This window comes from Brevundimonas sp. NPDC055311 (assembly GCF_053645695.1).
In genome coordinates this window covers 785148-810817 of record NZ_JBSHMV010000001.1, presented here as the reverse complement: position 1 = coordinate 810817, position 25670 = coordinate 785148, and the positions used below count along the sequence as shown (strand labels likewise).

Annotated in this window: 28 protein-coding genes; 6 read left to right on the top strand and 22 right to left on the bottom strand. The window is 68.4% G+C overall.

Features of this window, described 5'->3' with window-relative positions:
- Positions 1-26 precede the first annotated feature (26 nt).
- Together ACWIDZ_RS03810 and ACWIDZ_RS03805 are read right to left on the bottom strand one after the other, a co-directional pair.
- Positions 27-599, bottom strand: a complete 573-nt coding sequence (locus ACWIDZ_RS03810; RefSeq protein WP_453988822.1) for a hypothetical protein — start codon at positions 597-599, stop codon at positions 27-29.
- Positions 600-681: 82 nt separating this feature from the next.
- A complete protein-coding gene (locus ACWIDZ_RS03805) occupies positions 682-1098 on the bottom strand; it encodes a CBS domain-containing protein (RefSeq protein WP_087141056.1) in 417 nt (138 codons plus the stop codon).
- A 163-nt stretch (positions 1099-1261) separates the two neighbouring features.
- On the opposite strand from ACWIDZ_RS03805, the gene ACWIDZ_RS03800 reads away from it, so the two are divergent.
- From ACWIDZ_RS03800 to ACWIDZ_RS03790, 3 genes are all read left to right on the top strand, one after another.
- A complete protein-coding gene (locus ACWIDZ_RS03800) occupies positions 1262-3127 on the top strand; it encodes a monovalent cation:proton antiporter-2 (CPA2) family protein (RefSeq protein ID WP_291776784.1) in 1866 nt (621 codons plus the stop codon).
- Positions 3128-3133: 6 nt separating this feature from the next.
- Positions 3134-4444: a nicotinate phosphoribosyltransferase gene (locus tag ACWIDZ_RS03795; protein ID WP_453988820.1), complete on the top strand. Its 1311-nt coding sequence runs from the start codon at positions 3134-3136 to the stop codon at positions 4442-4444.
- A gap of 78 nt (positions 4445-4522) precedes the next feature.
- On the top strand, positions 4523-5095 hold the full coding sequence (locus ACWIDZ_RS03790; protein WP_291776781.1) for an NADPH-dependent FMN reductase: 573 nt from the start codon (positions 4523-4525) through the stop codon (positions 5093-5095).
- A 6-nt stretch (positions 5096-5101) separates the two neighbouring features.
- Here the strand turns inward: ACWIDZ_RS03790 and ACWIDZ_RS03785 are convergent, their stop codons facing one another.
- Both ACWIDZ_RS03785 and ACWIDZ_RS03780 read right to left on the bottom strand, forming a co-directional pair.
- Entirely contained in the window at positions 5102-5767 is a 666-nt protein-coding gene (locus tag ACWIDZ_RS03785) for a class I SAM-dependent methyltransferase (RefSeq protein ID WP_453988819.1), read from the bottom strand.
- Complete coding sequence (locus tag ACWIDZ_RS03780; RefSeq protein ID WP_338578170.1) at positions 5754-6329, bottom strand: hypothetical protein; 576 nt, start codon at positions 6327-6329, stop codon at positions 5754-5756. The genes ACWIDZ_RS03785 and ACWIDZ_RS03780 overlap by 14 nt, the downstream gene beginning before the upstream one ends.
- A gap of 124 nt (positions 6330-6453) precedes the next feature.
- Between ACWIDZ_RS03780 and ACWIDZ_RS03775 the strand changes: the two genes are divergently transcribed.
- On the top strand, positions 6454-6861 hold the full coding sequence (locus ACWIDZ_RS03775) for a hypothetical protein (RefSeq protein WP_343828785.1): 408 nt from the start codon (positions 6454-6456) through the stop codon (positions 6859-6861).
- Complete coding sequence (locus ACWIDZ_RS03770; RefSeq protein ID WP_343828786.1) at positions 6861-7058, top strand: helix-turn-helix transcriptional regulator; 198 nt, start codon at positions 6861-6863, stop codon at positions 7056-7058. The genes ACWIDZ_RS03775 and ACWIDZ_RS03770 overlap by 1 nt, the downstream gene beginning before the upstream one ends.
- Positions 7059-7079: 21 nt before the next feature.
- Here ACWIDZ_RS03770 and lpxK read toward each other — a convergent pair whose 3' ends face one another.
- Genes lpxK through ACWIDZ_RS03750 form a run of 4 tightly spaced genes read right to left on the bottom strand, consistent with a single transcriptional unit; the run spans position 7080 to position 11957 of the window.
- Entirely contained in the window at positions 7080-8084 is a 1005-nt protein-coding gene (lpxK, locus tag ACWIDZ_RS03765) for a tetraacyldisaccharide 4'-kinase (protein WP_453988818.1), read from the bottom strand.
- Positions 8081-9382 (bottom strand): 3-deoxy-D-manno-octulosonic acid transferase, encoded by a 1302-nt coding sequence (locus ACWIDZ_RS03760; RefSeq protein WP_453988817.1) that lies wholly within the window; start codon positions 9380-9382, stop codon positions 8081-8083. Before ACWIDZ_RS03760 ends, lpxK begins: the two co-directional genes overlap by 4 nt.
- Before the next feature lie 2 nt (positions 9383-9384).
- Positions 9385-10071, bottom strand: coding sequence for a lysophospholipid acyltransferase family protein (locus ACWIDZ_RS03755; protein ID WP_453988816.1), 687 nt, complete (start codon positions 10069-10071; stop codon positions 9385-9387).
- Positions 10068-11957, bottom strand: coding sequence for an ABC transporter ATP-binding protein (locus ACWIDZ_RS03750; RefSeq protein ID WP_453988815.1), 1890 nt, complete (start codon positions 11955-11957; stop codon positions 10068-10070). Before ACWIDZ_RS03750 ends, ACWIDZ_RS03755 begins: the two co-directional genes overlap by 4 nt.
- A 103-nt stretch (positions 11958-12060) precedes the next feature.
- Here ACWIDZ_RS03750 and ACWIDZ_RS03745 point away from each other — a divergent pair, with 103 nt between their 5' ends.
- The gene (locus tag ACWIDZ_RS03745; protein ID WP_291776764.1) at positions 12061-12726 is read left to right on the top strand and encodes a fused DSP-PTPase phosphatase/NAD kinase-like protein; all 666 of its coding nucleotides are present in this window, start codon (positions 12061-12063) and stop codon (positions 12724-12726) included.
- Positions 12727-12729: 3 nt separating this feature from the next.
- Here ACWIDZ_RS03745 and ACWIDZ_RS03740 read toward each other — a convergent pair whose 3' ends face one another.
- From ACWIDZ_RS03740 to ACWIDZ_RS03675, 14 genes are all read right to left on the bottom strand, one after another.
- Positions 12730-12918, bottom strand: coding sequence for a hypothetical protein (locus ACWIDZ_RS03740; RefSeq protein ID WP_453988814.1), 189 nt, complete (start codon positions 12916-12918; stop codon positions 12730-12732).
- Entirely contained in the window at positions 12915-13076 is a 162-nt protein-coding gene (locus ACWIDZ_RS03735; RefSeq protein WP_291776759.1) for a hypothetical protein, read from the bottom strand. Before ACWIDZ_RS03735 ends, ACWIDZ_RS03740 begins: the two co-directional genes overlap by 4 nt.
- A gap of 97 nt (positions 13077-13173) precedes the next feature.
- Positions 13174-13428: a DUF4170 domain-containing protein gene (locus ACWIDZ_RS03730; RefSeq protein ID WP_409450040.1), complete on the bottom strand. Its 255-nt coding sequence runs from the start codon at positions 13426-13428 to the stop codon at positions 13174-13176.
- A gap of 11 nt (positions 13429-13439) precedes the next feature.
- Positions 13440-14234, bottom strand: coding sequence for a 3'(2'),5'-bisphosphate nucleotidase CysQ (locus ACWIDZ_RS03725; RefSeq protein WP_312219074.1), 795 nt, complete (start codon positions 14232-14234; stop codon positions 13440-13442).
- On the bottom strand, positions 14231-15577 hold the full coding sequence (locus ACWIDZ_RS03720) for a TldD/PmbA family protein (protein WP_453988813.1): 1347 nt from the start codon (positions 15575-15577) through the stop codon (positions 14231-14233). Before ACWIDZ_RS03720 ends, ACWIDZ_RS03725 begins: the two co-directional genes overlap by 4 nt.
- 245 nt (positions 15578-15822) lie before the next feature.
- Positions 15823-16224 (bottom strand): MAPEG family protein, encoded by a 402-nt coding sequence (locus ACWIDZ_RS03715; RefSeq protein ID WP_291776752.1) that lies wholly within the window; start codon positions 16222-16224, stop codon positions 15823-15825.
- Positions 16221-18002 (bottom strand): M14 family metallopeptidase, encoded by a 1782-nt coding sequence (locus ACWIDZ_RS03710; protein ID WP_453988812.1) that lies wholly within the window; start codon positions 18000-18002, stop codon positions 16221-16223. The genes ACWIDZ_RS03715 and ACWIDZ_RS03710 overlap by 4 nt, the downstream gene beginning before the upstream one ends.
- A 157-nt stretch (positions 18003-18159) precedes the next feature.
- The gene (locus ACWIDZ_RS03705) at positions 18160-19089 is read right to left on the bottom strand and encodes a DUF3829 domain-containing protein (protein WP_453988811.1); all 930 of its coding nucleotides are present in this window, start codon (positions 19087-19089) and stop codon (positions 18160-18162) included.
- Between the two features lie 128 nt (positions 19090-19217).
- On the bottom strand, positions 19218-20750 hold the full coding sequence (locus ACWIDZ_RS03700) for a UbiD family decarboxylase (protein WP_453988810.1): 1533 nt from the start codon (positions 20748-20750) through the stop codon (positions 19218-19220).
- A 10-nt stretch (positions 20751-20760) separates the two neighbouring features.
- Positions 20761-21402 (bottom strand): Pr6Pr family membrane protein, encoded by a 642-nt coding sequence (locus tag ACWIDZ_RS03695; RefSeq protein ID WP_453988808.1) that lies wholly within the window; start codon positions 21400-21402, stop codon positions 20761-20763.
- The gene (locus ACWIDZ_RS03690) at positions 21402-21650 is read right to left on the bottom strand and encodes a helix-turn-helix domain-containing protein (RefSeq protein WP_453988807.1); all 249 of its coding nucleotides are present in this window, start codon (positions 21648-21650) and stop codon (positions 21402-21404) included. The genes ACWIDZ_RS03695 and ACWIDZ_RS03690 overlap by 1 nt, the downstream gene beginning before the upstream one ends.
- 38 nt (positions 21651-21688) lie before the next feature.
- Positions 21689-22543, bottom strand: coding sequence for an aldo/keto reductase (locus ACWIDZ_RS03685; RefSeq protein WP_453988806.1), 855 nt, complete (start codon positions 22541-22543; stop codon positions 21689-21691).
- A gap of 43 nt (positions 22544-22586) precedes the next feature.
- Positions 22587-23453: an alpha/beta hydrolase family protein gene (locus ACWIDZ_RS03680; RefSeq protein ID WP_453988805.1), complete on the bottom strand. Its 867-nt coding sequence runs from the start codon at positions 23451-23453 to the stop codon at positions 22587-22589.
- Positions 23454-23753: 300 nt separating this feature from the next.
- Positions 23754-25595 (bottom strand): gamma-glutamyltransferase family protein, encoded by a 1842-nt coding sequence (locus ACWIDZ_RS03675; RefSeq protein WP_453988804.1) that lies wholly within the window; start codon positions 25593-25595, stop codon positions 23754-23756.
- Between the last annotated feature and the right edge of the window lie 75 nt (positions 25596-25670).

Sequence of the window (25670 nt, the reverse complement as noted above, 5' to 3'; positions counted from 1 at the left end):
GGCGCCTAGGATGAGCGTCGGCGAGTCTAGGCGTCCGTCTCCGCGTCCTCATCCGGCCGGGGCGCAGGGGCCGGTGCGGCGATCTCGGTCATGCGACGCAGGATGGACTGGGCCTTGCGGGCCAGGCGCTGGGTTTCGGGCGGGGCGTCGTCCGGAGCCTCGGCCACCGAGGCCATCAGTTCGCGCGCCAGGTCCATCAGGTCGGGCCCTGCCGCGATCAGGCGAGCCTGGAATTCGATGCGCTGCGGGTCGCGATCGTATTCGGCGCCGGGCACGCGCCAGCCGCCCCAGTCGGTCTTGTCGGTGACCACCACCGGGTAACTGCCGGGGTAGGGATGGTGGACGCAGTCGGCGGGGTCCTGCCACTTGTTGCGCGCGCGCAGGATGCGCCAGTCGCCTACGGCGCCGGCGGCGGGATTGTCCGAGGGAACCTGCAGTTCCGCTGCGGCGAACTCGCGGCCCAGGCCCACGTCGTAGGTGATCCGGACCGGCTCGTCGAAACCCTTGGCCCAGACGGGCATGACCTTTTCGACCTGGGCCCAGACGCCGACGCTCTCGACCCAGACCTTCTGGCCCTTCTGGAACTGGGCGCGCGCCATTCCGGACTTCCCTCTTGCAAAGAGGGGAAATGATGCGGCCCGGGCCGTTATCGTCGGGTTCCGTGACGTGGTTAGCGGCGGATTAACCCTGAGGGCGGGAAATCTCCTCCAGCGCCTCGCCGGCGTAGCGTTCCTTGACCCGGGTCGACAGGTCGCCCAGCGAGACGACGCCGACCAGGCGGCCGTCCTTGTCCACCACCGGCAGGCGGCGGATCTGGCGCGACGACATCAGATCCAGCGCGACCTTCAGGTCGTCGTCGGCCCGCACCACCAGAGCGTCGCGCGACAGCACGTCCAGCACCCGCGCTTCCGGTCCGGCGCCCGAGGCCACGCCGCGCACGACGATGTCGCGATCGGTCAGGGCGCCGATCAGCCGGTCGCCGTCGGCCACGGGGATGAAGCCGAAATCGCCCGCGGCCATTCGACCGGCGACGTTCTGCAGGGTGTCTTCCGGACGGGCGACCTGCACGTCCTTGCTCATCACGTCGCGAATCTTCATGGCCTTCTCTCGTGTAGGGGGGGCGCCTGGCGGCCCAGCTTGAGAAACCCGCGCACGGCGTCCGGGGTTCCGGCCGCCGCCAGGACGCGACGCCGCCGAACCTTCCCCCTCGCAATCGATCGTGTTCGCCCCCACTATGAAAAGACAAACGCAAGGGTGAGCGATGGCCGAGGCTGCAACGGGACTGGAACTGGGCCATGTAGCGGCCCTCTTGGCGGCGGGCGTGGTGGCCGTGCCGGTATTCCGCAAGATCGGGTTGGGCTCGGTGCTCGGTTATCTGGCGGCGGGCGTCGCCATCGGTCCCTTCGGCCTGGCCCTGTTCCGCGAGCCTGAAGTCATCCTGCACGTCGCTGAGTTCGGCGTGGTCATCTTCCTGTTCATCATCGGCCTGGAGATGCGGCCCAAGCGCCTGTGGGGGATGCGCAAGGAGATTTTCGGTCTGGGCTCGGCCCAGGTCGGGCTGGCGGGGCTGGCCCTGACCGGCGTCGCCATGGCGGCGGGAGTTTCGGCGCCGGTGGCCTTCGTCGGAGCCATGGGCTTCGTCATGTCCTCAACGGCCGTCATCGTGCAGATGCTGGAGGAGCGCGGCGACCTGCCCACCCCCAGCGGCCAGAGGGCGGTCAGCATCCTGCTGTTCGAGGATCTGGCCATCGTCCCCCTGCTGGCCATCGTCGCCCTGCTGGGCGCCTCCCTCGGCCATGCGGCCGAGAGCACGACGCCGTTGTGGCGGTCGATCGGTCTGGCCCTGGCGGCCCTGGCGGGCGTGCTGGCGGTCGGCGTCTACGCCATCAATCCGGTGTTCCGCTTCCTGGCGCGCAACGGCGGGCGCGAGGTGATGACGGCCGCCGCCCTGCTGGTGGTGGCGGGCACGGCCTGGATCATGGACGAGGTCGGCCTGTCGATGGCCATGGGCGCCTTCCTGGCCGGGGTGCTGCTGTCCGACTCGACCTTCCGGCACCAGTTGGAAGCCGACGTCGAGCCCTTCCGCGCCATCCTGCTGGGCCTGTTCTTCCTGTCGGTCGGCATGGCGCTGGACATCGGCGTGGTCATCAGCGACTGGCGCATCGTCGTCGCCGGGCTGGCGGCCTTCATGGTGGTGAAGGCCCTGGTCATCTATGTCGTCGCCCGCCTGTTCAGGGCGCGTCATCATGAGGCGCTTGAGCGGGCGGCCCTGTTCGCCCAGGGCGGCGAGTTCGCCTTCGTCCTCTACGGCGCGGCGGCCGGCGCCGGGGTGATCGACGCCCAGGCCAGCGCGGCCCTGACGGCCATCGTCATCCTGTCCATGGCTCTGACGCCGCTGACGACGCTGGCGTTGAAGCGCTTCCTGCCGAAGGAGGCGGGCCTGTCGCCGGAAGAGGCCGAGGGCGTCGACGCCGCCGAGGGTCTGGGCGGCCAGGTGTTGATCATCGGCTTCGGCCGCTTCGCCCAGGTGGTGTCCCAGCCCCTGCTGGCGCGCGACGTGGACGTGTCGATCATCGAGAACGACGTGGAGATGATCCAGGCCGCCGGGAACTTCGGCTTCAAGGTCTATTACGGCGACGGCACGCGGCTGGACACGCTCAGGGCCTCGGGCGCGGGCAAGGCCGAGGCGGTGCTGGTCTGCGTCGACAAGCCCGAGACGGCCGACCGCATCGTCCAACTGGTCAAGTCCGAGTTTCCGGGCGTGAAGCTGCTGGTCCGCGCCTTCGACCGGGGCCATTCGCTGCGCCTGATCCAGGCGGGCGTGGACTATCAGGTGCGCGAGACCTTCGAATCCGCCCTGAAGTTCGGCCAGGCGGTGCTGGAGGAACTGGGCTTGCCGCAGGACGAAGCCGCCGAGGTCATCGCCGACGTGCGCCGCCGCGACGAGGCGCGGCTGGACCTGGAGGTCACCGGCGGCCTGGGGGCCGGGCGGGCCATGATGCGGGGCAATATGCCCACGCCCAAGCCGACTCCCTATATCAAGCCCCACCGCGAGGGACGCCTGGTCAACGAGGACGAGGCCCCGGTGGAAGCGGTTCTCGAACCGGCGGAACGAAAGGCGGACTGATCCGGCATGGCGAGCATCGACCTGGCCAAGCGGGCCTATGACCACGGCTGGCGACTGGACCCCATCGTCCGCAGCCTGTTGGACACCGACTTCTACAAGCTGTTGATGCTGCAACTGATCTGGCGCCGATTCCGCGATGTGCCGGTGACCTTCTCTGTCATCAACCGCACCACCTCCGTTCGCTTGGCCGAAGAGGTGGACGAGGCCGAACTGCGCGCCCAACTGGACCACGCCCGGTCCCTGCGTTTCACCAACCGCGAACTGATCTGGCTGGGCGGCAACACCTTCTATGGGGTGAAGTCGATCTTCAGCCCGGACTTTCTGGCCTGGCTGGCCGATTATCGCCTGCCGGACTACGACCTGTCTCGCAGCGCCGACGGACAGTACCGGCTCGAGTTTTCCGGAAGCTGGGCGGACGTCACCCTGTGGGAAATCCCCGCCCTGTCGATCCTGAACGAGCTGCGCAGCCGCCGCGCCTTGCGCCGCATGGGGCGCTTCGAACTGGACATCCTCTATTCGCGCGCCAAGACCAAGCTGTGGAGCAAGATCGAGCGGCTGAGAAAGCTGGAGCCGCTGGCCCTGTCCGACTTCGGCACGCGTCGCCGCCACGGCTTCCTGTGGCAGGGCTGGTGCGTCGAGGCGCTGAAGGAGGGGCTGGGAAGCGCCTTCATCGGCACCTCCAACGTGCTGCTGGCGATGAACAACGACCTTGAGGCCATCGGCACCAACGGCCACGAACTGCCGATGGTGCTGGCCGCGATGGCGGGCGAGGACGAGGCGGCCTTGCGCGCGGCGCCCTATCGGGTGCTGGAGGAATGGCGCGCGGCCTATGATGGTAATCTGCTGATCGCCCTGCCGGACGCCTTCGGCACCGAAGCCTTCCTGAATGACGCGCCTGACTGGCTGGCCGACTGGAAGGGCTTCCGTCCCGATTCCGCTCCGCCGATCGAGGGCGGCGAGATCATCATGAAGTGGTGGGCGTCCAAGGGGCGCGATCCGCGTGAGCGCCTGCTGGTTCTGGCCGACGGGCTGGATGTCGACGGCATCGAGGCGGCCCACGCCCACTTCAAGGGGCGGGTGCGGACCAGCTTCGGCTGGGGCACCAACCTGACCAACGACTTCCGCGACTGCGCCCCCGTAGAGGCGCCCGAATTGCTGCCCCTGTCGCTGGTCTGCAAGGTGACGCAGGCGGCGGGCCGCCCGGCGGTCAAGCTGTCGGACAACGTTGAAAAGGCCACCGGCGACCGAACCGAGATCGAGCGCTATCTGCGGGTGTTCGGCGAGGCGGGGCGAAGTCGCCAGGCCGTGCGCGTCTGATACGGAACCGCCAAGCTTGCTGGGGCATTTCCTCGCCAGCGGCGGCGCACGCCGCCCTCATTCAGCGGGACGCCTATCATGACCACCTACAACGTCGGCTACATCATCGGCAGCCTGGCCAAGGGTTCGATCAACCGCAAGCTGGCCAAGGCCCTGGTCAAGCTCGCGCCCGAGAAGCTGCAGTTCCACGAGATCGGCTTCAGCGAGCTGCCGCTCTATTCCTATGACTATGACGCCGACTATCCGGCCGTCGCCAACGACTTCAAGGCGGCGATCAAGCGCTCCGATGCGATCCTGATCGTCACGCCGGAATACAATCGCTCCATGCCCGGCGGGCTGAAGAACGCCATCGACTGGGCCAGTCGCCCCTATGGAAGCAACGCCTTCAAGAACAAGCCGACGGCGGTGATCGGCGCCTCGATCGGGGCCATCGGCACGGCCCTGGCCCAGCAGGCGCTGCGGCCGGTGCTGGGCTTCCTCCAGGCCCCGCAGATGAATGCGCCCGAAGGCTATATCCAGCTGACGCCGGGCCTGATCGACGACGACGGCAACGTCACTGTGCCCTCCACGGAACAGTTCCTGCGCGACTATATGGAGGCCTTCCACCAGCATATGGCGCGGGTGCTGACCGTCCTGCCCCGGGACGCCTGAGGCGGGCTATAGGTCCAGCGACCAGACCCGCGTGCGTTTGACCTGCTGGTCCTCCAGTTCACGCGTGGTCGGCACGCGGTATTCAGCCAGCAGGCTGAGCCCCTCCTTCGGGAAGTAGGTCCGGCCGGGATCGCCGACCAGCACGCTTGTCCCGGCCGCCCGCGCCTGCTTCAGCCAGGCCAGGACCGCCTCGGCCATCGGCCCTTCATAGAAGACGTCGCCCGCGCAGATGACGTCGAATGCCGGGGGCGGGGCCTCAAGCAGATTGTCCGCGGTGAAGGCGATCTCGACGCCGTTGGCTTCGGCGTTGGCGGCGACGGCGGCGGCGCAGAAGGGGTCGATGTCGGCGGCCAGCACCGACGCGGCGCCCGCCTTCATCGCCGCGATCGCCACCAGTCCCGAGCCGGTCGCGAGATCCAGCACGCGACGCTCCGTGACTTCGTCGGGGTGATCCAGCAGCCAGCGCGCCAGCGCCTGTCCGCCCGCCCAGGCGAAGGCCCAGAAGGGCGGCGGCAGGCCCATCTCGCCCAGTTCTTCTTCGGTCAGCCGCCAGATGGGCGTGACTTCGTCGGCCAGCCACAGGGAAATTTCGGGCGTGTGCGAGACGGGCTGAAGGCGGGTGTTGTCGCGGATGAAACGGACTGGATCGGCGATCCGTCTACTCGAGCTCACGGGCGCCCTCGATCACGGCCTGATAGACCAGCGACCGATCCGGTCCGCGCGTCATGTGCAGCAGCACCCAGGTCGCCCCCTTGCGCGCCACGACCACCCGCAACTGATCGTTGAAGACGCCGTCGGCGAAGCCCGCAGGCGCCACCGTGTCGCTCAGCAGGATCAGCGCTCCCATGCCCGAGCCGCAGCGGGCGATGCCGGTGCAGGCGAAGACGGTCTCATAGCCCCCCTCGCGAAGCGCTTCTTCATAGTGGCGCGCCATGTCGATCGGCGCGACGGCCGGGCGGATGACATAATCCAGATGGCTGATCTGACCCTGAAGCCGCAGAGCGCTCTGCGGCGTGTCGCCTTCGGCGACCGCGCCGGTCGGCAGGGTGATTTCGGCGACGGACAACTGGCGCCAGGCGCGGATGCGCGCGCCGTCCATGCGGGGCAGGTCGTCATGGTCGCGCGCGCCGCGAACATCCTGTTGGACCAGGAAGGGCGGAGGCGGCGAAGCAAGCGCGGCAAGAGGGGCGGCGGCCGTCAGGAAGGCGACGACAAGGGCGGGAACACTACGCATGACTTCAAGCTAGGGGCGGTCGAAGCGGCTGGCAATAATGTCAGGACATGCTGATAAAAAGTAAGGTTGACATGACATGATGGCGTTGTAAGGTTTTCCTTACATAAAGTCAGGAGCGACTGTCATGATGACCCTTTCCAGACAACAGACGCCGTCAGGGCGTCGCTACGTCCTGCGGACGTTCGCCTTCATGGCTCCCTATGTGGCGATCTGCGTGGCGATGATGACCACGGACGCCTTTGACGGGGTCATGGGAAAGCCTGCGGGCTGGGTCCTGGCGGCGGCCGTCTCTGCACCGGTGATCGGTCAGATCTGGGCCACGCTGGCCCTGATGCGTGAAAGCGACGAGTTCGTGCGCATGGTCACGGCCAAGCAGTTCATCATCGCCTCCGGCATGGCGATGGCGGTCGCGACCTTCTGGGGCTTCGGAGAGAGTTTCGCCGGGGCGCCGCACCTGCCGGCTTGGCTGATCTATCCGCTGTTCTGGGCGGCGTTCGGCCTGACGGCGCCCTTCATTCGGACCTCGAACTGATGAGGAACCGGCTGAAGCTGCTGCGCGTCGAACGCAACTGGACCCAGGAACAGCTGGGACAGGCGCTGGGGGTTTCCCGCCAGGCGGTCAACGCCCTGGAGACCGAGAAACACGACCCCTCCCTGGATCTGGCCTATCGCATCGCCGCCCTGTTCGAGCGGCCGATCGAGGACATTTTCGACAACCCGCACATCTGACTCCGACGCAGGGCGGCCGGATCAGAGGGCGCCCGTCACAAAGGCTGCGAATCCCGCCTCATCCTCGAACCGGGCGGCGACGGGCCAGGCGGCGACGGCGGCGCGCTGTTCGGGCGTCAGGCGCACCCAGTCCTTTTCGGTGGTGACGAGGCCTGCGTCGTAGACGGCGGCGCGGTCGTTCAGGAAGGCGAAGTCGCGGTCGGACAGGGCGGCGTGGTCGGGGAAGGGGACGAAATCCTTGAGGTCGCAGCCTGCGGCGATCAGCGACCGCTCGACCTTCCACGGCTTGGCGATGCCCGCGAAGCCGACCTGTGGGCCGGGCGGCGGCGGGGCGGCGGGTTCCAGCCGGGCGATGAAGACGGGCAGGTCGCCGAAGACCTCCAGCAGTTCGGGATCGGCGGCGTCCATGTCGGTCGGCAGCATGACGACCACGCCGTCGGCGCGGGCCAGCCCGGCCTTCAGCGGCTCGCGCATCGGGCCGGAGGGGAAGACCGAGCCGTCGCCGAAGGGCCATTCGTCGCCGCGCGTCTCGCCGTCGACCACGATCAGGCTGAGGGTCTTCTTCAGCGCCGGGTTCTGGTGGCCGTCGTCCAGAACGAGGGCTTGCACGCCCTCTGCGGCGGCGGCGCGGGCGCCCGCCACGCGGTCGCGGGCGATCCATGCGGGGGCGTCCTGCGCCAGCATCAGGGGTTCGTCGCCGACATCGGCGGCGGTGTGTTGGTTCAGGTCGACGTGGACCGGGCCCTCCAGCCTGCCGCCATAGCCGCGCGACAGGGCGGCGGCGTTGACGCCCTGGGCGCGCAGCAGGCGCAGAGTCTCGCGCGCGACGGGGGTCTTGCCCGATCCGCCGACCGTCAGATTGCCGATGGAGATGACCGCTGCGCCCGGATCGACCGGCGTGGCGCGGGCGATCTTGCGCGCCGTCACGCCCGCCCACAGCCATGAGGCGGGCTTCAGCATCATCCGCGTCATCGGGGCGTGGCGACGGTCGCGGCTGTACCACCAGCGGGGGGTGTTCAGTTTCACGGGCGCCTCCGTGACGGGGCGGCGGGCAGGTGGGTCTGAAGCGCCAGCCACAGGCGGTCCAGCCCGGCGGCGGCGGCCTCTGCGGATCGCCGCGCGCGCTCGCCCATGTCGCGGGCGGCCTCGGGGTCGGCCAGCATGGGGCCGACGACCGAGGGCAGTTCGGCGGGCGACAGGACGGAGACGAGGCCGCCCGCCTGCTTCAGCATCCGGGTCACGGCCTGCCAGTTGCTGGCGTCGGGGCCGGTGACGATGGGCTTGGCGAGACGGGCGGGCTCCAGCGGGTTGTGGCCGCCGACCGCGCCGCCGCCCAGCGCCGGGGCGAAGGAGCCGCCCATGACCACCACATCGGCCAGCCGCAGGAACAGCCCCAGCTCGCCCAGGGTGTCGGCCAGATAGATGTCGGTCTGGTCGCAGATCGGCTGGCCCTGACTGCGCCGGGCGAAGCCGTAGCCGTCGTGGCTCAGGGCCTCGGCGATGGCGTCGCCGCGTTCCGGGTGGCGCGGCACGACGATCAGGAACAGGCGGTCGGCCAGATGGTCCAGCGCGCCGACGATGGCCATTTCCTCATGCTCATGGGTGCTGGCGGCGACGACGACGGGGCGGTCGTCGATCAGGGCCGACAGGCGAGCGAATTCGCCCTTGTCATAGGGCAGGGGTTCGCCGGACAGCTTCAGGTTCACCTGACCGTCGACGCGGGCGCCCAGCGCCGTCAGCCGGTCGGCGCTGTCCTGGTCCTGAGGCCAGACGTGCGAAAAGCCGTTCATCAGGGCGCGGGCCATGCCGGGCGCCTTCTTCCAGCCCTGCGCCGTCTTTTTGGTGATGCGGGCGCTGACCAGAGCCAGGGGCACGCCGCGTTTTTGCGCCGTAGTCAGCAGGTTGGGCCACAGCTCGCTCTCGACGAAGACGCCGACGTTGGGCCGCCAGTGGTCGAGGAAGGCCGCGACCGCCGAGGGGGCGTCCACCGGGGCGAACTGGTGGATGACGCCGCGCGGCAGGCGGCTGGCCAGCACCTGGGCTGAGGTCAGGGTGCCGGTGGTGACCAGCACCGTCACGTCGGGCCGATCCTTGCGGATACGCTCGGCCAGCGGAAGGATCGACAGGGCCTCGCCGACGCTGACGCCGTGGATCCAGACCAGAGGGCCGACGGGGCGCGCCATGCCGGGCAGGCCCAGCCGTTCATCGACGCGGGCGGGGTCCTCCTTGCCCTTCTTGACGCGGGCGTCCAGCAGGCGCGGGGCCAGCGGCTCCAGCAGGCGGGTCAGCAGCTGATAGGCGATCAGGGCGGGGCTGAAGGACACGCTCAGACGCGCTCCAGACCGGTGAGAGCGTCGGCGCGGGCCTCGACGGCGGTCAGGCGCTCGCCCCACTCGGCGGCGACGGCGGCCAGATCGCCGCCTTCAGGCCAGTCGACCCGGTCCCAGACCACGGCGCCCTTGCCGAAGGGCAGGGGCAGCAGGGCGCGGTCCCAGCTGTTCAGTCGGATCGCCGGATTGCACGACATGCCGATCAACAGCACGGGCGCGCCCGAGATCTTCGCCATCAGCGGCAGGCCCTCGGCCATCTGACGCGCCGGACCGCGCGGGCCGTCAGGAGTCAGCGCCAGAGCGCCGAGCTTCAACTGCTTCAGACCGTCGCGCAGGGCCTGTGTCCCGCCCTTGGCCTGCTTGGCCTTGTCCTTATTGGCCGAGGAGCCGCGCACGGCGGGGAAGCCCTGGCGTGCGATCGCCTTGGCGATGAACTCGCCGTCAGCGGACAGGGAGATCAGGGCCTTGGCGGGCTGAGCCCGATCCTGGGGCCAGCAGGACGGGGCCAGGGCGATGCGCGAGTGCCAGAAGGCGCACAGCACCCCGCCGCCGTCGCGCCAGACTTCTTCGGCCGCGGCCTCGTTCTCATGGGTCCAGCGGATGGTGGCGATGCAGAAGCGCATCCATTGGGCCAGGGTCCAGGCCATGGCGTTCTGGATGGCGGGGTTGCGCAGCGGCCTCATGCGCCGGTCTCGTCGGGAAGCTCGACCAGAGGCGGCAAAGTCGAAAGAGGCGAGGGGGCGACCGGGTCGCTGTCCAGCGACTGCTGCCGGGCCAGGCGGGCGTAGAGACCGCCGCGCGCCACAAGCGCGTCGTGCGAGCCTTCCTCGACCACGCGGCCGCCGTCGATGACGTAGATGCGGTCGGCGTTCTTCACCGTGGACAGGCGGTGGGCGATCATCAGGGTGGCGCGGCCGTTCATCAGCCGCTCCAGCGCGGCCTGCACCAGGGCCTCGCTCTCGGTGTCCAGCGCGCTGGTGGCCTCGTCCAGCAACAGGATGGGCGCGTCCTTCAGAAAGGCGCGGGCGATGGCGATGCGCTGGCGCTGGCCGCCGGACAGGCGGGCGCCGGCCTCGCCCACGCGGGTGGCGTAGCCGTCGGGTAGGGCGGCGATGAAGTCGTGGGCGGCGGCGGCGCGGGCGGCGGCCACGATGTCCTCGGCCGTGGCGCCGGGGCGGCCATAGGCGATGTTGGCGGCGATGGTGTCGTCGAACAGGAAAGGCTCCTGCGTCACCAGGGCGATGTGGTCGCGTAAGGAAGGCAGGCTCAGCTCGCGGATGTCGCGGCCGTTCAGCGTCACCCGGCCCGCCGTCACGTCATAGAAGCGCGGCAACAGGCTGAGGATAGTCGACTTGCCCCCGCCCGACGGGCCGACCAGGGCGATGGTCTCGCCCGGCGCGACGTGCAGGCTGACGTCCGACAGGGTCGGGGCGGACCCGTCCTCGTCTGCATGATAAGCGAAACTGACATGGTCCAGGGCGACGGTGACGGGGCCGGGCGCGACCACGGCCGCGTCATTGGCCTCGCGAATCTCGGGTTCGATGTCCAGGGCGGCGAACAGGCGGCGGGCGGCCGTGAACCCCTCGCTCAGCACCGTTGTGAGGTTGGTCACCTGGCGCAGGGCCTGGCCGGCCAGCAGCAGCATGCCGATGAAGGAGGCGAAGGCGCCGACCGTCATCTCGCCCTGGCTGGCGCTCCATCCGGCATAGGCCATGACGGCGGCGACGACGCCGTAGGCGACGATGTCGCTGGCCGGGCCGGAGAAGGCGCGGCTGTCGGCGCCCTTGATGACGTGGCGCTGGCGGCGGTCGATGACGGTGGAGACGCGGGCTTCCTCGGCCGCCTCGCGGTTCTCGATCTTGATGACGCGGACGCCGTCCAGGTTCTCCATCAGGGCGCTGGACAGGGCCTCGGTCTCGACCATGGCCCCGCGCGCGGCCTTGCGCGACTTCTTGCCGAAGCGACGGATGATCCAGCTGACGACCGGCACGCCCAGCAGGACGATCAGCGTCAGCGGCAGGTCGATGAAGCCCATGGCGACTATGACGCCCAGCAGCATCAGGGCGTTCTGGGTGTAGTTGACCACGCCCGAGGTGAAGGCTTCGCGCACCAGGTTGGCGTCGAACAGGACGGAGGAGACGAAGGTCCCCGAATGCTGGCTGCGCAGGCGCGACAGGTCGGCCCGGATCATGCCCGAGAACAGCTGCTTCTGGATGTCGCCGACGATGCCGTGACCCAGCCGGTTCACCAGCGCCGCCTGGCCGGCCATGCTCAGCGAACGGATCACCGCCACGACGATGATGAACAGAGGGATGGCGATCAGCACCTTGTCCGCCGGGATGGTGATGGTCTTCCAGATCGTCACGGGCCCTGCGTGCTGGCCGAACAGCAGGTCGATCGCAGGCTCCAGGAACTTGAGCAGCAGGGCCGTCAGGCCGCCCGACACGCCCGCCAGCAGCATGGAGGTGAAGAAGGCCGGCTTGTGCCGCGACAGATACTCGCGCCAGATGCGGGCGAGCAGGGGCCGCAGCGGCTCGCGGGCGTCGGCATGGGGAGCGGGAACGGTCATCGGCCTTCGGTCGAACGGCTGGGGCGTCAAGTCAAGCGGCCGCGCTCAGGAGAGGCGGCGCCGGACGGGTGACGCCGGGTGCAAACGGCGCTATCTGGCCGTCATGGGGCGCTACGATCTGACTACGCCATTCGGCCGTTTCAAGGCGCGCTGGTCCTATTTCTGGAAGGATCACGCCTTCCTGCGCACGGCGTTCACCAACGCCCACTGGCTGGGGCCGGATCTGGTGCGAACCAACCAGCCCTCGCCGCGCCAACTGGCCTGGTGGAAGCGGCAGGGGATCAAGACGGTCGTCAACCTGCGCGGCCAGAGGGACGAAGCCTATTACTGGCTGGAGAAGGACGCCTGCGAACGGCTGGGCCTGACCCTGATCGACGCGCCGCTGGATTCGCGCGACCCGCCGGGCAAGGACCGGGTGCGCCGGGCCAAGGCCCTGTTTCAGACGATGGAGTATCCGGCGCTGATCCACTGCAAGTCGGGCGCGGACCGGGCGGGGATGATGGCGGTCTTCTATCGCCACTTCCACCTGGGCGAGCCGATCTCGGCGGCCATGTCCGAATTGAGCAAGCGCACCCTGCACAGCCGCGAGGGGCTGACCGGCGTGCTGGATTATACGCTCGAGAAATATGTCGCCGAGGTCGAACCCACGGGCGTCAGCTTCGAGGATTGGGTCGAGAGCGACGCCTATGACCCCAGGGCGATCCGCGCCGAGTTCAAGGCCGGATGGTGGGGTAAGCTGGTCGTCGATCGCCTGTTGAGGCGCGAATAGGGCTCAGCCCCAGGGGCCGCGTCCGGCGGCGGGCGGCGGGGTCTTGCGCGTCTGGTTCTTCTTCCACCGCTTGATCTGGCGGACGTGATCGCGCTGGCGCGCCAGAACGACCAGCCACAACGCCAGCACGGCGATCAGGGAGATCAGGCCGAAAATCTGCTGGCCGTCCAGCGTCTGGCCGAACAGCGTCAAGGTCGCGGATCCCGGTCAGCGGGGGTGATGGGGTCGTTCCAGGCGGTGTCCTGGTCCTCGCCGGGGCGGGGGATGTGTTTGGGTCCCTTGCGCACGACCCAGACGATCGCCGCCACGGCGACGACCACCAGAAGCAGAACGATGAGGGTCGGCAGCATGGCGAATCCTGTTCATGAACAAAGGCGGCTGATGGGAAAGCGCATCAGCCGCCCCTGCGGTTCCTGAACAGCGGCCTGACCAGGCCGTGAACGCCGATCAGCCGTCGGTGCGCGGATCGATCAGCTTGTGCGCGTGCAGGATGAAGTAGCGCATGTGGGCGTTGTCGACGGTCGCCTGGGCGCGGGCCTTCCAGGCCTTCTTGGCTTCTTCATAGTTGCCGAAGGCGCCGACGAACTCGACCTGGGACAGGTCGCGGAAGACGGGCTCGGCCGGGTGGCGCATCTCGCCGCCGATGACGAGGTGAAGCAGTTGGGGGTCGTGGGGGGCGTCAGCCATGGAGAGGGGATCCATTGCAGGGGAGATCAGATGGCCAGCGGGATAGGCGCTGTGCGCCTCACGATCAACGGGTGAAGGGCCGGCGCGGCGCATATCAGGCTGGTTTGACGCGGATCGGGGCGATTAAATCGCCATTGACGGCCCATATGGTCGCTGACCCTGGCTCCGGCTTCCTCGGCGATCAGGCAGCCGGCGCAGACGTCCCAGTCCCATTTGGGGCTGATGGCGATGGCGGCATCGAAGGCCCCGGCCGCCACAAGCGCCATGCGATAGGCCAGGGCGTTGCGCTTGGAAAAGCGCATCGGGGGCCAGGGCTCGTCCCATTCGCGGGCCTCCATCAGCCGGGCGTCGGCCAGAAGCTCGGCGTCTTCCAGATCGTCGGTGTCGGACGCGCTGATGGGGCGGCCCTGCAGGCGCGCGCCGCCGCCGAGGGTGGCCTCGAACACCTCGTCCATCATCGGGGCGTGGATGACGGCGGCGACGGGGCGGCCGTCCTCGACCACGGCGATGGGCACGCACCACCACGGCTTGTTCTTCATGAAGGCGACGGTGCCGTCGATCGGATCGACGACGAAGATGCGCTTCTTCGACAGGCGTTCGGTGCTGTCGGCCGTTTCCTCGGACAGCCAGCCGTAGTCGGGACGGGCGGTCAGAAGCGTGTCGCGCAGCAACTGGTCCACCGCCAGATCGGCGCTGGTGACGGGCGAGCCGCCGTCCTTGGACCATACCTTCAGCCCAGCCTCGCGGTGTTCGAGCGCCAGCCGACCCGCAGCCAGCGCCGCGTCGCGGATCAAATCGAGGTCGGCGCTGTAGTCGCTCATTTGCCCGCGATCGCCACCTTGTCGAACAGCAGGGAGGGGCTGTTGAACGCGCCGCGGAACTCCAGATCCCCGGCGCGTTGCAGGCGGGCGTAGAGGTCGATCAGATTGCCCGCCACGGTGACTTCGCTGACCGGATAGGCGCGCTGGCCGTTCTCGAACCAGAAGCCTGACACCCCCGCCGACCAGTCGCCGGTGTTGCCGTTCAGCGAGGGGCCGAACATGGAGGTGATCAGCAGGCCGGTCCCGGCCTGCGCCATCAGGGCGTCCAGATCGCCTTCGCCCGGCGCCAGATGCAGATTGTGGGTCGACACGCCCGACGGTCCCGCCAGCCCGCGCGAGGCGTGGCCGGTGGTCTGCAGACCCAGCTGCGCCGCCGAGGCGGTGTTGAGCAGCCAGGTGGTCAGGACGCCGTCCCTGACGATCTCGCGCCGTTCGACGGCCACGCCCTCGTCGTCGAAGGGGGTGGAGCCGAGGCCGCGCGGGCGGAACGGGTCGTCGATCAGGTCGACGCCGGTCGGCAGGACCGCCTTGTTCAGCTTGTCCTTCAGGAAGGAGCTGCCGCGCGCGATCGACGGGCCGGAGATGGCGCCCAGCAGCGGCGACAGCACCTGCGTCGCCACGCGGTTCTCGAAGATGATGGGGGCGGTGGTCGAGGCGATCTTGCGCGGGCCGACGCGGGCGACGGCGCGTTCGCCCGCCTTCAGGCCGATGGAGGCGGCGTCCGGAAGGTCGGACAGGTGGCGGACGGCGCGGCTTTCGCCGCCGCGCTCCATGGCGCCGTCCTTTTCGGCGATGACGCCGACGCCTAGGGAGAAGGCGCTGCCGCGATGGCGGCCGTCGAAGCCGTGCGAGGTGACGAGGCGCCATTCGCTGGCCGACCATGAGGCGTGGCCGCCCTCGGACTTGGACACGCCCGATACGGCCAGGGCGGCGGCCTCGGCTTCGGCGGCGGCGGCTTCCAGCGCCTCGGCCGAGCGTTCGGCGGGGTCGTAGAGGTCGAGGTCCGCGTGCGGCGCGGCGGCCAGCCGGTCCTGCGGCGCTAGAGAGGCATAGGGGTCTTCCGGCGCCAGCTTGGCCATCGCCACGGCGCGCTCGACCAGACGGGCGCGGGTGGCGTCGGACAGGTCGGAGGCGGATACGGTCGCCTGACGCCGCCCGATGAAGACGCGCAGGCCCAGATCGCGGGCCTCTTCACGCTCGACGTCTTCCAGCGCGCCGTTGCGCACGCCGACGGACAGGGAGGCGCGATGGGCGGACACGGCCTCGGCCGCATCGGCGCCGGCCTTCAGCGCGGCGGAGATCAGATCGTTCAGGATGTCGGGGGGAGGCGTCTTATCGGACATGCCCCGATATGGCGGAGGGGACGCCGGGCTGCAACAGCATACCCTCTCCCGGCGGGAGAGGGCTTGAGCGCACGAGAGCGTTAGCGATCGTTCTTGCGCGAAAGGGTGAGGGGCTTGTCCTGTCCGTCGGCGTAAGCCGTCGCACCATGGCCTTGCGGCCGACTTCACCCGCGAACCCTCACCCTTTCGCCTGTTCCAATCGCTTCGCTCTTGGAGGCTCAAGCCCTCTCCCATCGGGTGAGGGCTTACAGGATCGACCAGGCGATCAGGCTTAGCGCCGCCACCAGAAGCGCCAGCCATGTCAGGATCATGCCGACCGAACGGCCCAGCGACGGGCCTTCCTGGAACAGCAGGCCCAGGGCGTGGATCACCCGTCCGGCGAACAGCATTCCGCCGACCGCATGAATCAGCATGGCCGGGGCGCCGAGGAAGGCCAGCAGGATCAGGCCGCACATTCCGGCGGGGATGTATTCCGCCGCATTGGAGAAGGCGCGGCTGGCGCAGACCAGTTCGCGCACGCCCCCGTCGCCGAACTCGACCAGATGCTGACGACGCCGCCGCACCACCACGCCCGACAGGACGAACAGCAGCAGGATCAGCAGACCGCCCCACAGGGCGGCGGCCTGAATGGTCGGGATCAGGCTCAATTTTCACGCCCCACGGGATAGAGGCGATAGCGCTGATCGTAGAAGGGCGTGCGCTCATAGAACCAGGCCAGACGCGCGTCGCCGTCGGCGGCGAAGGCGGGATCGGCCGCCAGCTTGGCCTCGAACTCGGCCTTTAGCGCCGGGGCGGCGGCCAGCATCTTTTCCGCCAGCGGGGCGATGGCGTAGGCCTCGATGTATTCGACGCGGTTCAGCACCTCGGGGAACAGGCCCCAGGCGAAGAAGCTCTCATTCGACTGCGGCTCCAGCAGCAGGATGGCGACGTCGCCCATCGGCTGATCGGTCGGCACGCGCACCGAACCGACGGGGAAGGTCCAGTCGTGGGCCTCGGGACGGACTTCGCCGACCGAGATCGGCACATGGCCTTCATTGGTGCGGCCCGACACCTTGGGATCGACCAGACGCAGTATGTCGACGGCGACGGTGCGCGGGGCGTCCAGCGTCTCCATCTGCACGCCGTGGACGCGCAGGCGCTCGATCACGTCCTGACGATAGGACGGCACCCAATAGGCGGTCGGCCGCTTCAGCGTCAGCGTGGGGTGCGAGCCGTAGAAGGGCATCTGCCACAGCTCGGCGTCCGGCTGGCCCAGCCAGCGGATCTCGGGGCGGCCCGAGGCGACGCTGTCGAAGGTCTCATAGCGGATGCCCTTGAAGGGGCGGGTGCGCGTGGGCGTGTCGTCGCTGTCGAAATTGGCGGGCAGTTCGGTGGGGCGCAGGGCGCGGTCGGCCGCGATGGCGGCGCGCAGGTCGCCGGACTTTTCGGCCAGCAGCTTCAACGCCTGTTCGAGGAAGACATAGGTGCCCAGCACCCGCTGCTCGTGCGGTTTCAGGCTGTGGTTCTCGATCAGGATGGTCGGGATGTGGGCCGCCGAGCCCCAGCCGTTGGAGAAGCGCTCGCCCAGGCCGCCGTCGTTCAGACCCTTCTTCGGATCGCGGTCGTCGATGGCGAAGACCAGTTCGCCGGGGATGTGGCCTTGAGCCTCCAGCGCCTCATAGATGGCGGGCTTGAAGGCGGCGTCCAGCCATGAGGCGATGGCCGGGCTACGGCTCCAGACGCCGTCCTCGCCGTTGTAGCCGAAGGTGACGTCATACTGATAATCGATGCCGTCGGTGACGTGGATGTCGACGTAGAGGTCCGGCTGATATTTGTGGATCAGGCCCATGACGGCCTGCATCTCGGTCTGATCCAGCTTCATGAAGTCGCGGTTCAGGTTCTGGTTCGTCGCCGTGTGGCGCCAGCCCTGATTGCGCGGCCCGCGCTGATTGGGGCGGGAATAGGGGCCGGTCCGCTCATGCCCGTCGACGCTGAGGATCGGGATCAGGATGAGGTTGGCCCGGTCCAGCAGGCCGTCTTTTCCGTAGAAGGCGATGTCGCGCAGCAGCATCATGCCCGCGTCCTTGCCGTCGATCTCGCCCGGATGGATGCCGGCCTGGGCCAGCAGGACGGGCTTGGACGGATCGAAGGCCGCGCCGTCCTTGGACGCGATCACGGCGTAGATCGGGCGGCCTTCCGGCGAGGTTCCGAACTGTTCGATGCGGATCAGGTCGCTGGCGGCGTCCAGCCGGTCGAACCAGGCGCGGGTGTCGGCGTAGTTGGGCGAGAAATCGTGCGCCGCATCGGCCTCGAACCCCGTGACCCACGGATCGGAAGCGTCGCGCAGCAGGGCGCGGCTGGCGCCGTTCCACGCCGGGGCGGGCGGCAGGAAGGCCTGGTCCCACGGGGCTTCGTTGGGAACGGAAGCGGACGGGGTCTGGGACATGGCGGGGCTCGCGAAACAAACCAGGGCGGCGACGGCCGCTGTGACGAAACGGTCAAGGCGCATAGGCCCTTCGTGATCCGATCACAGCCGTCTGGCAACCCCGACCCACTTCGCGAGGAGCGCGTCCGGCCGCTCGTGACGGCCGGACGCAGGGTCGTCAGGCGGGCAGTTCCACCCGGTTCATGTTGCCGATGGCGCTGTTGTAGCGGTCCACGACCTGCTCGCGGTAGCCGTCCGAGTTGGACTGCTTGAAGTCGCGATAGGCGCCGACCATGCCGCTGAGGTTGTCGGCGATGCTGGACAGGTAGGACTTGTTGCTGTTGTCCGCCGGCATCTTGGCCTGCTCTTCGCGCAGTTTGGCGATGGCGGCTTCCATCGCCGGCAGCTGGGCGTCGGCCTCGGCCTTGTTGTCCTCCATCACCGCATTGGTGAACAGGTCGGCCTTCTGCATGGCGTCCAGCAGGCTGGCTTCCGCGGCGTGGCCGCCCTTGCGCATGACTTCCAGCTTGGCCGCGTTGCTGGCGCGCTGATACTCGCTCAGGGCGACGTCCAGTTCTTCGATCCCGGCGACGCTGCCCTGATAGGCCTGCGTCTGGGCGTCGTGGGCCGCCTTGGCCTTGGCCAGGGCGTCGTCGCGATAGGCGCGGGACTCGAAATAGGGGTCGAGTGCCTGCCACTGGGCCAGCAGGGCCTCCAGTTGCGGGATCAGCTTGTCGGCCGCTTCATCGGCCTTCTTGCCCTGATTGCCGCCGTTCAGCGCCCGGCCTTCCTTCAGCTTCGCGATCGCGCGTTCCAGATGCGAGATGTTCTCCGGGAAGTGCAGCGTCGCCGTCGCGGAGGCGTTCGGGATGTCCAGCTTCTGATAGTCGCCGAAGTATTTCGACACGCCCCAATGTTCGTCGATCAGCGCGTTGAAGGCGTCGATGTAGAGGCTCATCTTCTCCTGGGTGGCCTCGTTGCCCGCCGCCTGGGCGACCGACTTGGGCGCCGGGTTTTCGGCATTGCCCTTGCTGTCGCCGCACGCCGAAAGGCTGAGCGCGGCGGCGAGTGCGAGCGTGGCGACGCCGGCGCTGGTGCGTGAAATCATATGGATTCCCCTAAGCCGATCAGCGCGCCCCAAGCGTCGCCGTTCCTTCGGCCGGGAAACTGAACGCCGATCAGCCTATAGGGTTCTCTCGCGAGACGAGTTTTTGCAAACGGCTCACAGGAACCGCGTCAGGCCTTCCAGATTGGGGACCCATCGCCCGGCAGGCCCAGCGAGGCCCACTTCTCGGAGACACGGTCGATGACGTCCTGCTCCATGCGGATTTCCTCGCCCCATTCGCGCTTGGTTTCCGGCTCCCACTTGTCGGTGGCGTCCAGACCGATCTTGGAGCCCAGCCCGCTCTCGGGAGAGGCGAAGTCCAGATAGTCGATGGGGGTGTTCTCAATCACCGTGATGTCGCGCGCCGGGTCCATCTTGGTCGAGACGGCCCACATGACGTCCCTCCAGTCGCGGGCGTTGATGTCGTCGTCCACGACGATGATCCACTTAGTGTACATGAACTGGCGCAGATAGCTCCAGCAGCCCATCATCACGCGCTTGGCGTGACCCGGATAGGCCTTCTTCATCGACACCACGGCGATGCGATAGCTGCACCCTTCGGGCGGCAGCCAGAAGTCGGTGATCTCGGGGAACTGCTGGCGGATCAGGGGGATGAAGACCTCGTTCAGCGCCTCTCCCAGCACCGACGGTTCATCCGGCGGGCGGCCGGTGAAGGTGGTCAGATAGATGGGGTCCTTGCGCATGGTGATGGCGCTGACCTGGAAGACCGGGAACTTCTCGACCGAGTTGTAGTAGCCGGTGTGGTCGCCGTAGGGGCCTTCGTCCTCGAACTCGTCCAGCAGGACGTGGCCTTCTAGCACGATCTCGGCGTTGGCCGGCACCATCAGAGGCACGGTCTTGCACGGGACCAGTTCAGCCTTGGAGCCGCGCATCAGGCCGGCGAACTGATACTCCGACAGGGTTTCCGGCACCGGGGTCACGGCGGCCAGGATGGTCCCCGGATCGGCGCCGAGCACGACGGCGCAGGGCAGGGGCTCTCGCTTGCCCGCCTTCTTGTGCCGGGCGTAGTGCTGGGCGCCGCCGCGGTGGGCCAGCCAGCGCATGATGGCCTTGTCCTTGCCCAGGACCTGCATCCGATAGATGCCTAGGTTGAAGTCGTCCTCGCGCTCGTCCGACGGCCCCTTGGTCACGACCAGACCCCAGGTGATCAGGGGCGCAGGCTCGCCCGGCCAGCAGCCCTGTATGGGCAGGGCGGTCAGGTCGATCTGATCGCCCTTCAGCACCACGTCCTGAACCGGGGCCTTCTTCACTGTCTTGGGCCGCATGGACATGACGGTCTGGGCCAGCGGCAGCATCTCCATCGCGTCGCCCAGCCCGCGCGGCGGCGTTGGATTGCGCAGGAAGGCCAGCAGTTCGCCGACCTCGCGCAGTTCGCCCGCCGTGGTGCGCTGTTTGCCCTCAAGCGTCACGCCCATGGCGACGCGCTTCACCGTGCCGAACAGATTGGCGAGGCAGGGGATGGGACTGATCGTGCCGTCGGGCATGACCGGCTTTTCGAACAGGACCGCCGGGCCGCCGTTGCGCAGCAGCCGGGTCTGGATCTCGGTCATCTCCAGACGGGTGGAGACAGGCTCGGACACGCGGACCAGTTCGCCGTCGGCTTCGAGGGTCGCAAGAAAATCGCGCAGGGACTTGTAGGCCATGCGCTGACGCTTAGGCGGACGCGAGCCGTCTGTCACGCCGTCCGAACGCGCGATCGATCGCCACGACGACAAGGCCCAGCAGCAGGAAGAAGATCAACAGGCCCGCGAAGCTCGCTGCGGCCCGAGCGAGCCCCAACTCGTCCACATTGATGAACCAGTAGGGCCACCAGCCCGTCATCGCCCCGTGCGCCAGGGTCCAGCCGCCGTAGACCAGCGGAAACGTCAGCCACTTGATCGCGTCGATCCAGCGCAGCCGCCCCTTGGCCGTGAACAGCAGCCAGTCGCCGACGAAGGCCAGCGGCATGACGGTGTGCAGCAGGGTGTCGGCGACCTTCTGCCAGCCCTGCGGATTCCAGGTCTGGGCCAGCAGCAGGTGATAAACGACGCCGACCACGACGATGTACATGGCGACGGCGGCCCGCACGCCCTCGCTTCGGCTCCACCGGCCCAAGGCGCCGTCGGGCGCCAGCGCCGGCCCCGTCAGGGCCAGCGCCGCCAGCAGATTGGTCAGGATGGTGAAGAAGCTGAAGAAGTTCAGCGTCAATATGCCTGCGCCGACACCGGGGTTGTTCTGCAGCAGCAGGGCGTACTGCAGGCCCAACGCGCCCCAGCCGATCACGGCGAACAGCGCGCGATACAGACGCGCGCGCATCAATAGGCCGGGGCGTCCGACACCAGCGCCCACACCGGCAGGCGCAAGACGCGGGTGGCGGCGTCCAGGCGGGCGGAATCCAGCCGCTCGCGTCCCGCCTCGACCCGTCGCAGGGCTTCCGGCGTCAGGTCGATGGCGGCGGCCAGATCAAGGAAGGCGACGCCGCGCCGGTCGCGCCAGCGGCGGATGCGGGCGCCGACGACGGCGTCCTGTGGATCAATCGCCGGAAGGCCCAGAACCGAACCCAAGACCGCCTCCTTCTCGAAGCGCCTGAAACCGTGTCAGATCAGGCATCCTGATCCCATTGGAAAGCCTCGTCCAGCCAGTCGCCGATACGGCCGTCCGGGCGGGCCAGGCCGTGGATGCGCGCCATCTCATCGGCCGACAGCGCGAAGTCGAAGATGCCGAAGTTCTCGGCGGCCCGGCTTTCCCTGGTGGTGCGCGGAATGGCGACGACGCCCTGCTGGATGATCCAGCGCAGGGTGATCTGGCCGTTGGTCTTGCCGTGCGTTGCGGCGATCTCGCCGATCACGGCGTCGTCGGCGATCCTGCCCTGGGCCAGAGGCGACCAGGCGGTGATGGACGAGCCGAGCTCGCGCGCCGACTCGATCAGCGTCTTCTGCGACAGATAGGGATGATACTCGACCTGGTTGGTGATCAGCGGCGCGGTCGACAGGGCGACGGCTTCGCGGAACAGGGCCGAGGGGAAGTTGGACAGGCCCACGTGCTTGGTGAAGCCCTTCTCCTGAGCCTCGTTCAGGGCGCCGATGGTTTCCGACAGCGCCGGCGTCGGCTTGGGCCAGTGCAGCAGCAGCAGGTCGGGCGTCAGGCCCAGGCTGATGGCCGATTCCTCGGCCTGACGCAGCAGGGCGTCGCGATGGAAATGCTCGACCCAGATCTTGGTGGTGACGAAGATGTCGTCACGCGTGACGATCCCTTCAGCCACGGCGTCGGCGATGCCGTCGCCGACCGCCTTCTCGTTCTTGTAGATCCAGGCGGTATCGATGTGGCGATAGCCGATGCGCAGGGCCTCGCGCACCATGCGGCGGGCGTCCTCGGGCTCCAACTGCCAGGTGCCGAATCCGAGCAGCGGAATCTCGACGCCTGAGGCGGTCACGGTCGGCTGGTCGGAATAGGGCATGGGGAGGCTCCGTAAGGGGGGAGCCCTGGATATAGGCGCGCGCTCAGGCCTCGCCATTGTCCAGCCAGTGGAAAATCCGCTCCCACAACGGCTCCATCCCCTTGCGGAAGGCGCCCTCGTGACCGATGCGGCGGACGCCGAAGTCGCCGGGCGCATGGACGCTGATGTCAGAGGGGGCGTGGGGATAGACGCTCAGCAGATCGCGCGCCGTGCCGGGCGTGGCGATGGGGTCGTCGGTGAAGATCCACGACCGGATCGGGGCGGTCACGGCCTCATAGTGATGGGGCCGCAGGCTGGTCTCCAACTCCCTGGAGAAATATTCGCGCTTCATGCACCAGCGCCGCCAGGTGGTGAAGACTCCGCGCGGCAGGTCGGTCCCGGCCCACAGGCCGCCGCCCTTGATATAGCCGTGCCGCATCAGGCTGAACGGCCCGAAGCCCAGCCAGAAGAATAGCTCCGCCGGATTGTAGCTGCGGTGGTGCCCGCCCCACCAACCCGTGCCGACCGAGACGAAGGCGTGCCGCTCGATCCGATCCTGATTGGCCATGAAGCCCAGGAAATGCCCGCCGACGCTGTGGCCGACATGGACGACGGGCAGGTCCGGCGCCGCCTCGATCAGGGCGTCGAGGGCGGCGGGCATGTCCAGACGGCCCCAGTCCGGATAGTCCATCCGCATGGCTTTCAGATCGTCTGGCCGCGACCCGGCGATGCCCCGGAAGTCATACGTCAGCACCGCCGCGCCCCGGCCCGCCAGATAGCGGGCGAAGCGCTCGTAGAAGCCCTTGGGAAAGCCCGTGCCCGAAGAAACCAGCACGGCGATCCGAGGCTGGGCGGCCGAAACCAGCCGCATCGACAGCGGATAGCCGTCGGCGGCCGGGGCGGTGAAGTCGCGCGTGACGAGATCGGTCATCAGGTCCGTCCAGATTGGAAACGAACCCTAGCCGGTTGACGTGGCGTCAGGTCAAGGCTTGGCCGGTGTGTTCAGAGGGGCGCCGATGTGTGCTGCTTTCAGAAGACCCGGTTCACACCGGATGTTCGTCGTCTCCTGCTTCCCGCTCATCCCGGCGGACGCCGGGATCCAGTGCTTTGGCATCAATGCGCACGGCTCAGCGGCAAAGCTTCTGCCCGGCGCTCGTACTGGGTCCCGGCGTCCGCCGGGATGAGCGGGTGTTAACAGCCTGCAACAACATTCAAAGGGAAGTCAGCTGGATCAATAGGCCAGGGCGTTGCCGTCCTTGCGCATCTCGGTCGCCGCGCCGTAGGTCCAGCGGCCCTGTTCGTTGATCTGCTTCATCACGTTCTGATAACCGCCGAAACCGCCGTCGGGCGGGCCGAGGTCCCAGCCCATGGCGGTCAGTTGCTGTTTGGTGGCTTCGGGCACGCCGGATTCGAGGTGCAGCTTGCCGACGCCCTCGGCCGGTTGGCCGGTCGGTTCGGAGGAGCCGTAGTGCTGCCAGCGCGGGCTGTCGCCGGCCTCCTGCGGGTCGAGGCCGTAGTCGACCATGTTGATGATGATTTGGGCCTGGCCCTGCGGCTGCATCCCGCCGCCCATGACGCCATAGGCCAGCCACGGCTCTCCATCCTTGCAGGCGAAGCCGGGGATGATGGTGTGGAAAGGGCGCTTGCCGGGGGCGTAGACGTTCGGGTGGCCGTCGGTGAGGGAGAACAGCTCGCCGCGGTTCTGGAACATGAAGCCCAGCGTCCGGCCGTCCGGGCCGTCCGGCGTCAGGCCGCCGCCCATGCCGCGATAGTTGGACTGGATCCAGCTGACCATCATGCCGTCGCTGTCGGCCACGCTGAAATAGGTGGTGTCGCCCTGCGTCGGCGCGTCGCCGGGGAAGACGCGGTCCATGACCCGGTTGGGGTTGATCAGCTTCGCTCGTTCGGCGGCGTACTCCTTGGAGTTCAGCCAGGCGGTCGGGGCCTTGGCGAAGCGCTCGTCGGCGAAGTAGCGGGCGCGGTCCTCGAAGGCCAGGCGCTTGGCCTCGGCCTGGATGTGGATGGAGGCGGCGGACTGGAAGCCCATCGCCTTCAGGTCGAACTGTTCGCAGATGTTCAGGATCTGGTTGGTCGACAGCCCTTGCGTGTTCGGGCCCAGCGAATAGACCTCGACCCCGCGATAGGTGGTCATCAGCGGCTCGACCCATTCGGTGCGGTGGGCGGCCAGATCGGCGCGGGTCATCCAGCCGCCGATGCGCTTGAAATAGCGCTCGATGTGGTCGGCGATCACCCCGTCGTAGAAGGCGTCGCGGCCCCCCTCCGCGATCAGGCGCAGGGTGCGGCCCAGGTCGGGGTTGGCGAAGATCTCGCCCGTCTTCGGCGTGCGGCCGCCGGTCAGCCAGACCTTCTTGCGGTTGTCGTTCTCCTCGATCGTCGGGGCGCTCCGGTCGAAGTTGGCCATGCCGCGCTCGAGGTAGTAGGCCACCACCTGCGGCACCGGCACGCCCTGTTCGCACAGTTCGGCGACGGGCAGCAGGACGTCCTTCCACGGCAGCTTGCCGTAGCGCTGGTGCGCGCTCCACCAGGCGTCGACCGTGCCGGGCACATTGACCGTCACCGCGCCGTAGCGGGGCAGGTAGCCGTCGGCTCCGGCCCTGGATCGCGCCGTTTCAAGCGACAGGCCGCGAGGGCTGTTTCCTGAACCGTTGAAGCCGACGACCTTCTTCTGGGCCGGGTCCCACATCAGGCAGAAGGCGTCGCCGCCGATGCCGTTGGCGGTCGGCTCCAGGAAGCCCAGGGCGGCGTTGATGGCGATGGCGGCGTCGATGGCCGAGCCGCCGCGCCGCAGGGTGTCCAGGCCGATCATCGTCGCGGCCGGGTGGGCGGTGGCCGCGGCGCCGCTCGCGCCCCAGACGGTCGAACGGCCGACGAAACGCGGCCCGGTGATGCGGTCGCCGATGCCGACGCCGGCGTAGGGATCGGGCGTGGGCGCAGGCTGGACGGAGGTTGCGGCGGGAGGCGGGACGGCGGCGCTTTGCGTCTGCTGGGCGTTGGCGGCCCCCGCCATCAGGGCTCCGGCCGGCAGGGCGGACAGGAAGGTACGACGACGCATGATGATTTACTCCCCCTCAATCGAGGCGCGCATTGAGGCCGGAACGCGGGGAGGGCGCAAGCGCCGAAAAGCCGG

Excerpts from the sequence above, each read along its gene's own strand:
- ACWIDZ_RS03810 (WP_453988822.1), bottom strand. The coding sequence starts at position 599 with ATGGCGCGCGCCCAGTTCCAGAAGGGCCAGAAGGTCTGGGTCGAGAGC.
- ACWIDZ_RS03805 (WP_087141056.1), bottom strand. The coding sequence starts at position 1,098 with ATGAAGATTCGCGACGTGATGAGCAAGGACGTGCAGGTCGCCCGTCCG.
- ACWIDZ_RS03800 (WP_291776784.1), top strand. The coding sequence starts at position 1,262 with ATGGCCGAGGCTGCAACGGGACTGGAACTGGGCCATGTAGCGGCCCTC.
- ACWIDZ_RS03795 (WP_453988820.1), top strand. The coding sequence starts at position 3,134 with ATGGCGAGCATCGACCTGGCCAAGCGGGCCTATGACCACGGCTGGCGA.
- ACWIDZ_RS03790 (WP_291776781.1), top strand. The coding sequence starts at position 4,523 with ATGACCACCTACAACGTCGGCTACATCATCGGCAGCCTGGCCAAGGGT.
- ACWIDZ_RS03780 (WP_338578170.1), bottom strand. The coding sequence starts at position 6,329 with ATGCGTAGTGTTCCCGCCCTTGTCGTCGCCTTCCTGACGGCCGCCGCC.
- ACWIDZ_RS03775 (WP_343828785.1), top strand. The coding sequence starts at position 6,454 with ATGATGACCCTTTCCAGACAACAGACGCCGTCAGGGCGTCGCTACGTC.
- ACWIDZ_RS03770 (WP_343828786.1), top strand. The coding sequence starts at position 6,861 with ATGAGGAACCGGCTGAAGCTGCTGCGCGTCGAACGCAACTGGACCCAG.
- ACWIDZ_RS03755 (WP_453988816.1), bottom strand. The coding sequence starts at position 10,071 with ATGAGGCCGCTGCGCAACCCCGCCATCCAGAACGCCATGGCCTGGACC.
- ACWIDZ_RS03750 (WP_453988815.1), bottom strand. The coding sequence starts at position 11,957 with ATGACCGTTCCCGCTCCCCATGCCGACGCCCGCGAGCCGCTGCGGCCC.
- ACWIDZ_RS03745 (WP_291776764.1), top strand. The coding sequence starts at position 12,061 with ATGGGGCGCTACGATCTGACTACGCCATTCGGCCGTTTCAAGGCGCGC.
- ACWIDZ_RS03735 (WP_291776759.1), bottom strand. The coding sequence starts at position 13,076 with ATGCTGCCGACCCTCATCGTTCTGCTTCTGGTGGTCGTCGCCGTGGCG.
- ACWIDZ_RS03730 (WP_409450040.1), bottom strand. The coding sequence starts at position 13,428 with ATGGATCCCCTCTCCATGGCTGACGCCCCCCACGACCCCCAACTGCTT.
- ACWIDZ_RS03725 (WP_312219074.1), bottom strand. The coding sequence starts at position 14,234 with ATGAGCGACTACAGCGCCGACCTCGATTTGATCCGCGACGCGGCGCTG.
- ACWIDZ_RS03720 (WP_453988813.1), bottom strand. The coding sequence starts at position 15,577 with ATGTCCGATAAGACGCCTCCCCCCGACATCCTGAACGATCTGATCTCC.
- ACWIDZ_RS03710 (WP_453988812.1), bottom strand. The coding sequence starts at position 18,002 with ATGTCCCAGACCCCGTCCGCTTCCGTTCCCAACGAAGCCCCGTGGGAC.
- ACWIDZ_RS03705 (WP_453988811.1), bottom strand. The coding sequence starts at position 19,089 with ATGATTTCACGCACCAGCGCCGGCGTCGCCACGCTCGCACTCGCCGCC.
- ACWIDZ_RS03700 (WP_453988810.1), bottom strand. The coding sequence starts at position 20,750 with ATGGCCTACAAGTCCCTGCGCGATTTTCTTGCGACCCTCGAAGCCGAC.
- ACWIDZ_RS03695 (WP_453988808.1), bottom strand. The coding sequence starts at position 21,402 with ATGCGCGCGCGTCTGTATCGCGCGCTGTTCGCCGTGATCGGCTGGGGC.
- ACWIDZ_RS03685 (WP_453988806.1), bottom strand. The coding sequence starts at position 22,543 with ATGCCCTATTCCGACCAGCCGACCGTGACCGCCTCAGGCGTCGAGATT.
- ACWIDZ_RS03680 (WP_453988805.1), bottom strand. The coding sequence starts at position 23,453 with ATGACCGATCTCGTCACGCGCGACTTCACCGCCCCGGCCGCCGACGGC.
- ACWIDZ_RS03675 (WP_453988804.1), bottom strand. The coding sequence starts at position 25,595 with ATGCGTCGTCGTACCTTCCTGTCCGCCCTGCCGGCCGGAGCCCTGATG.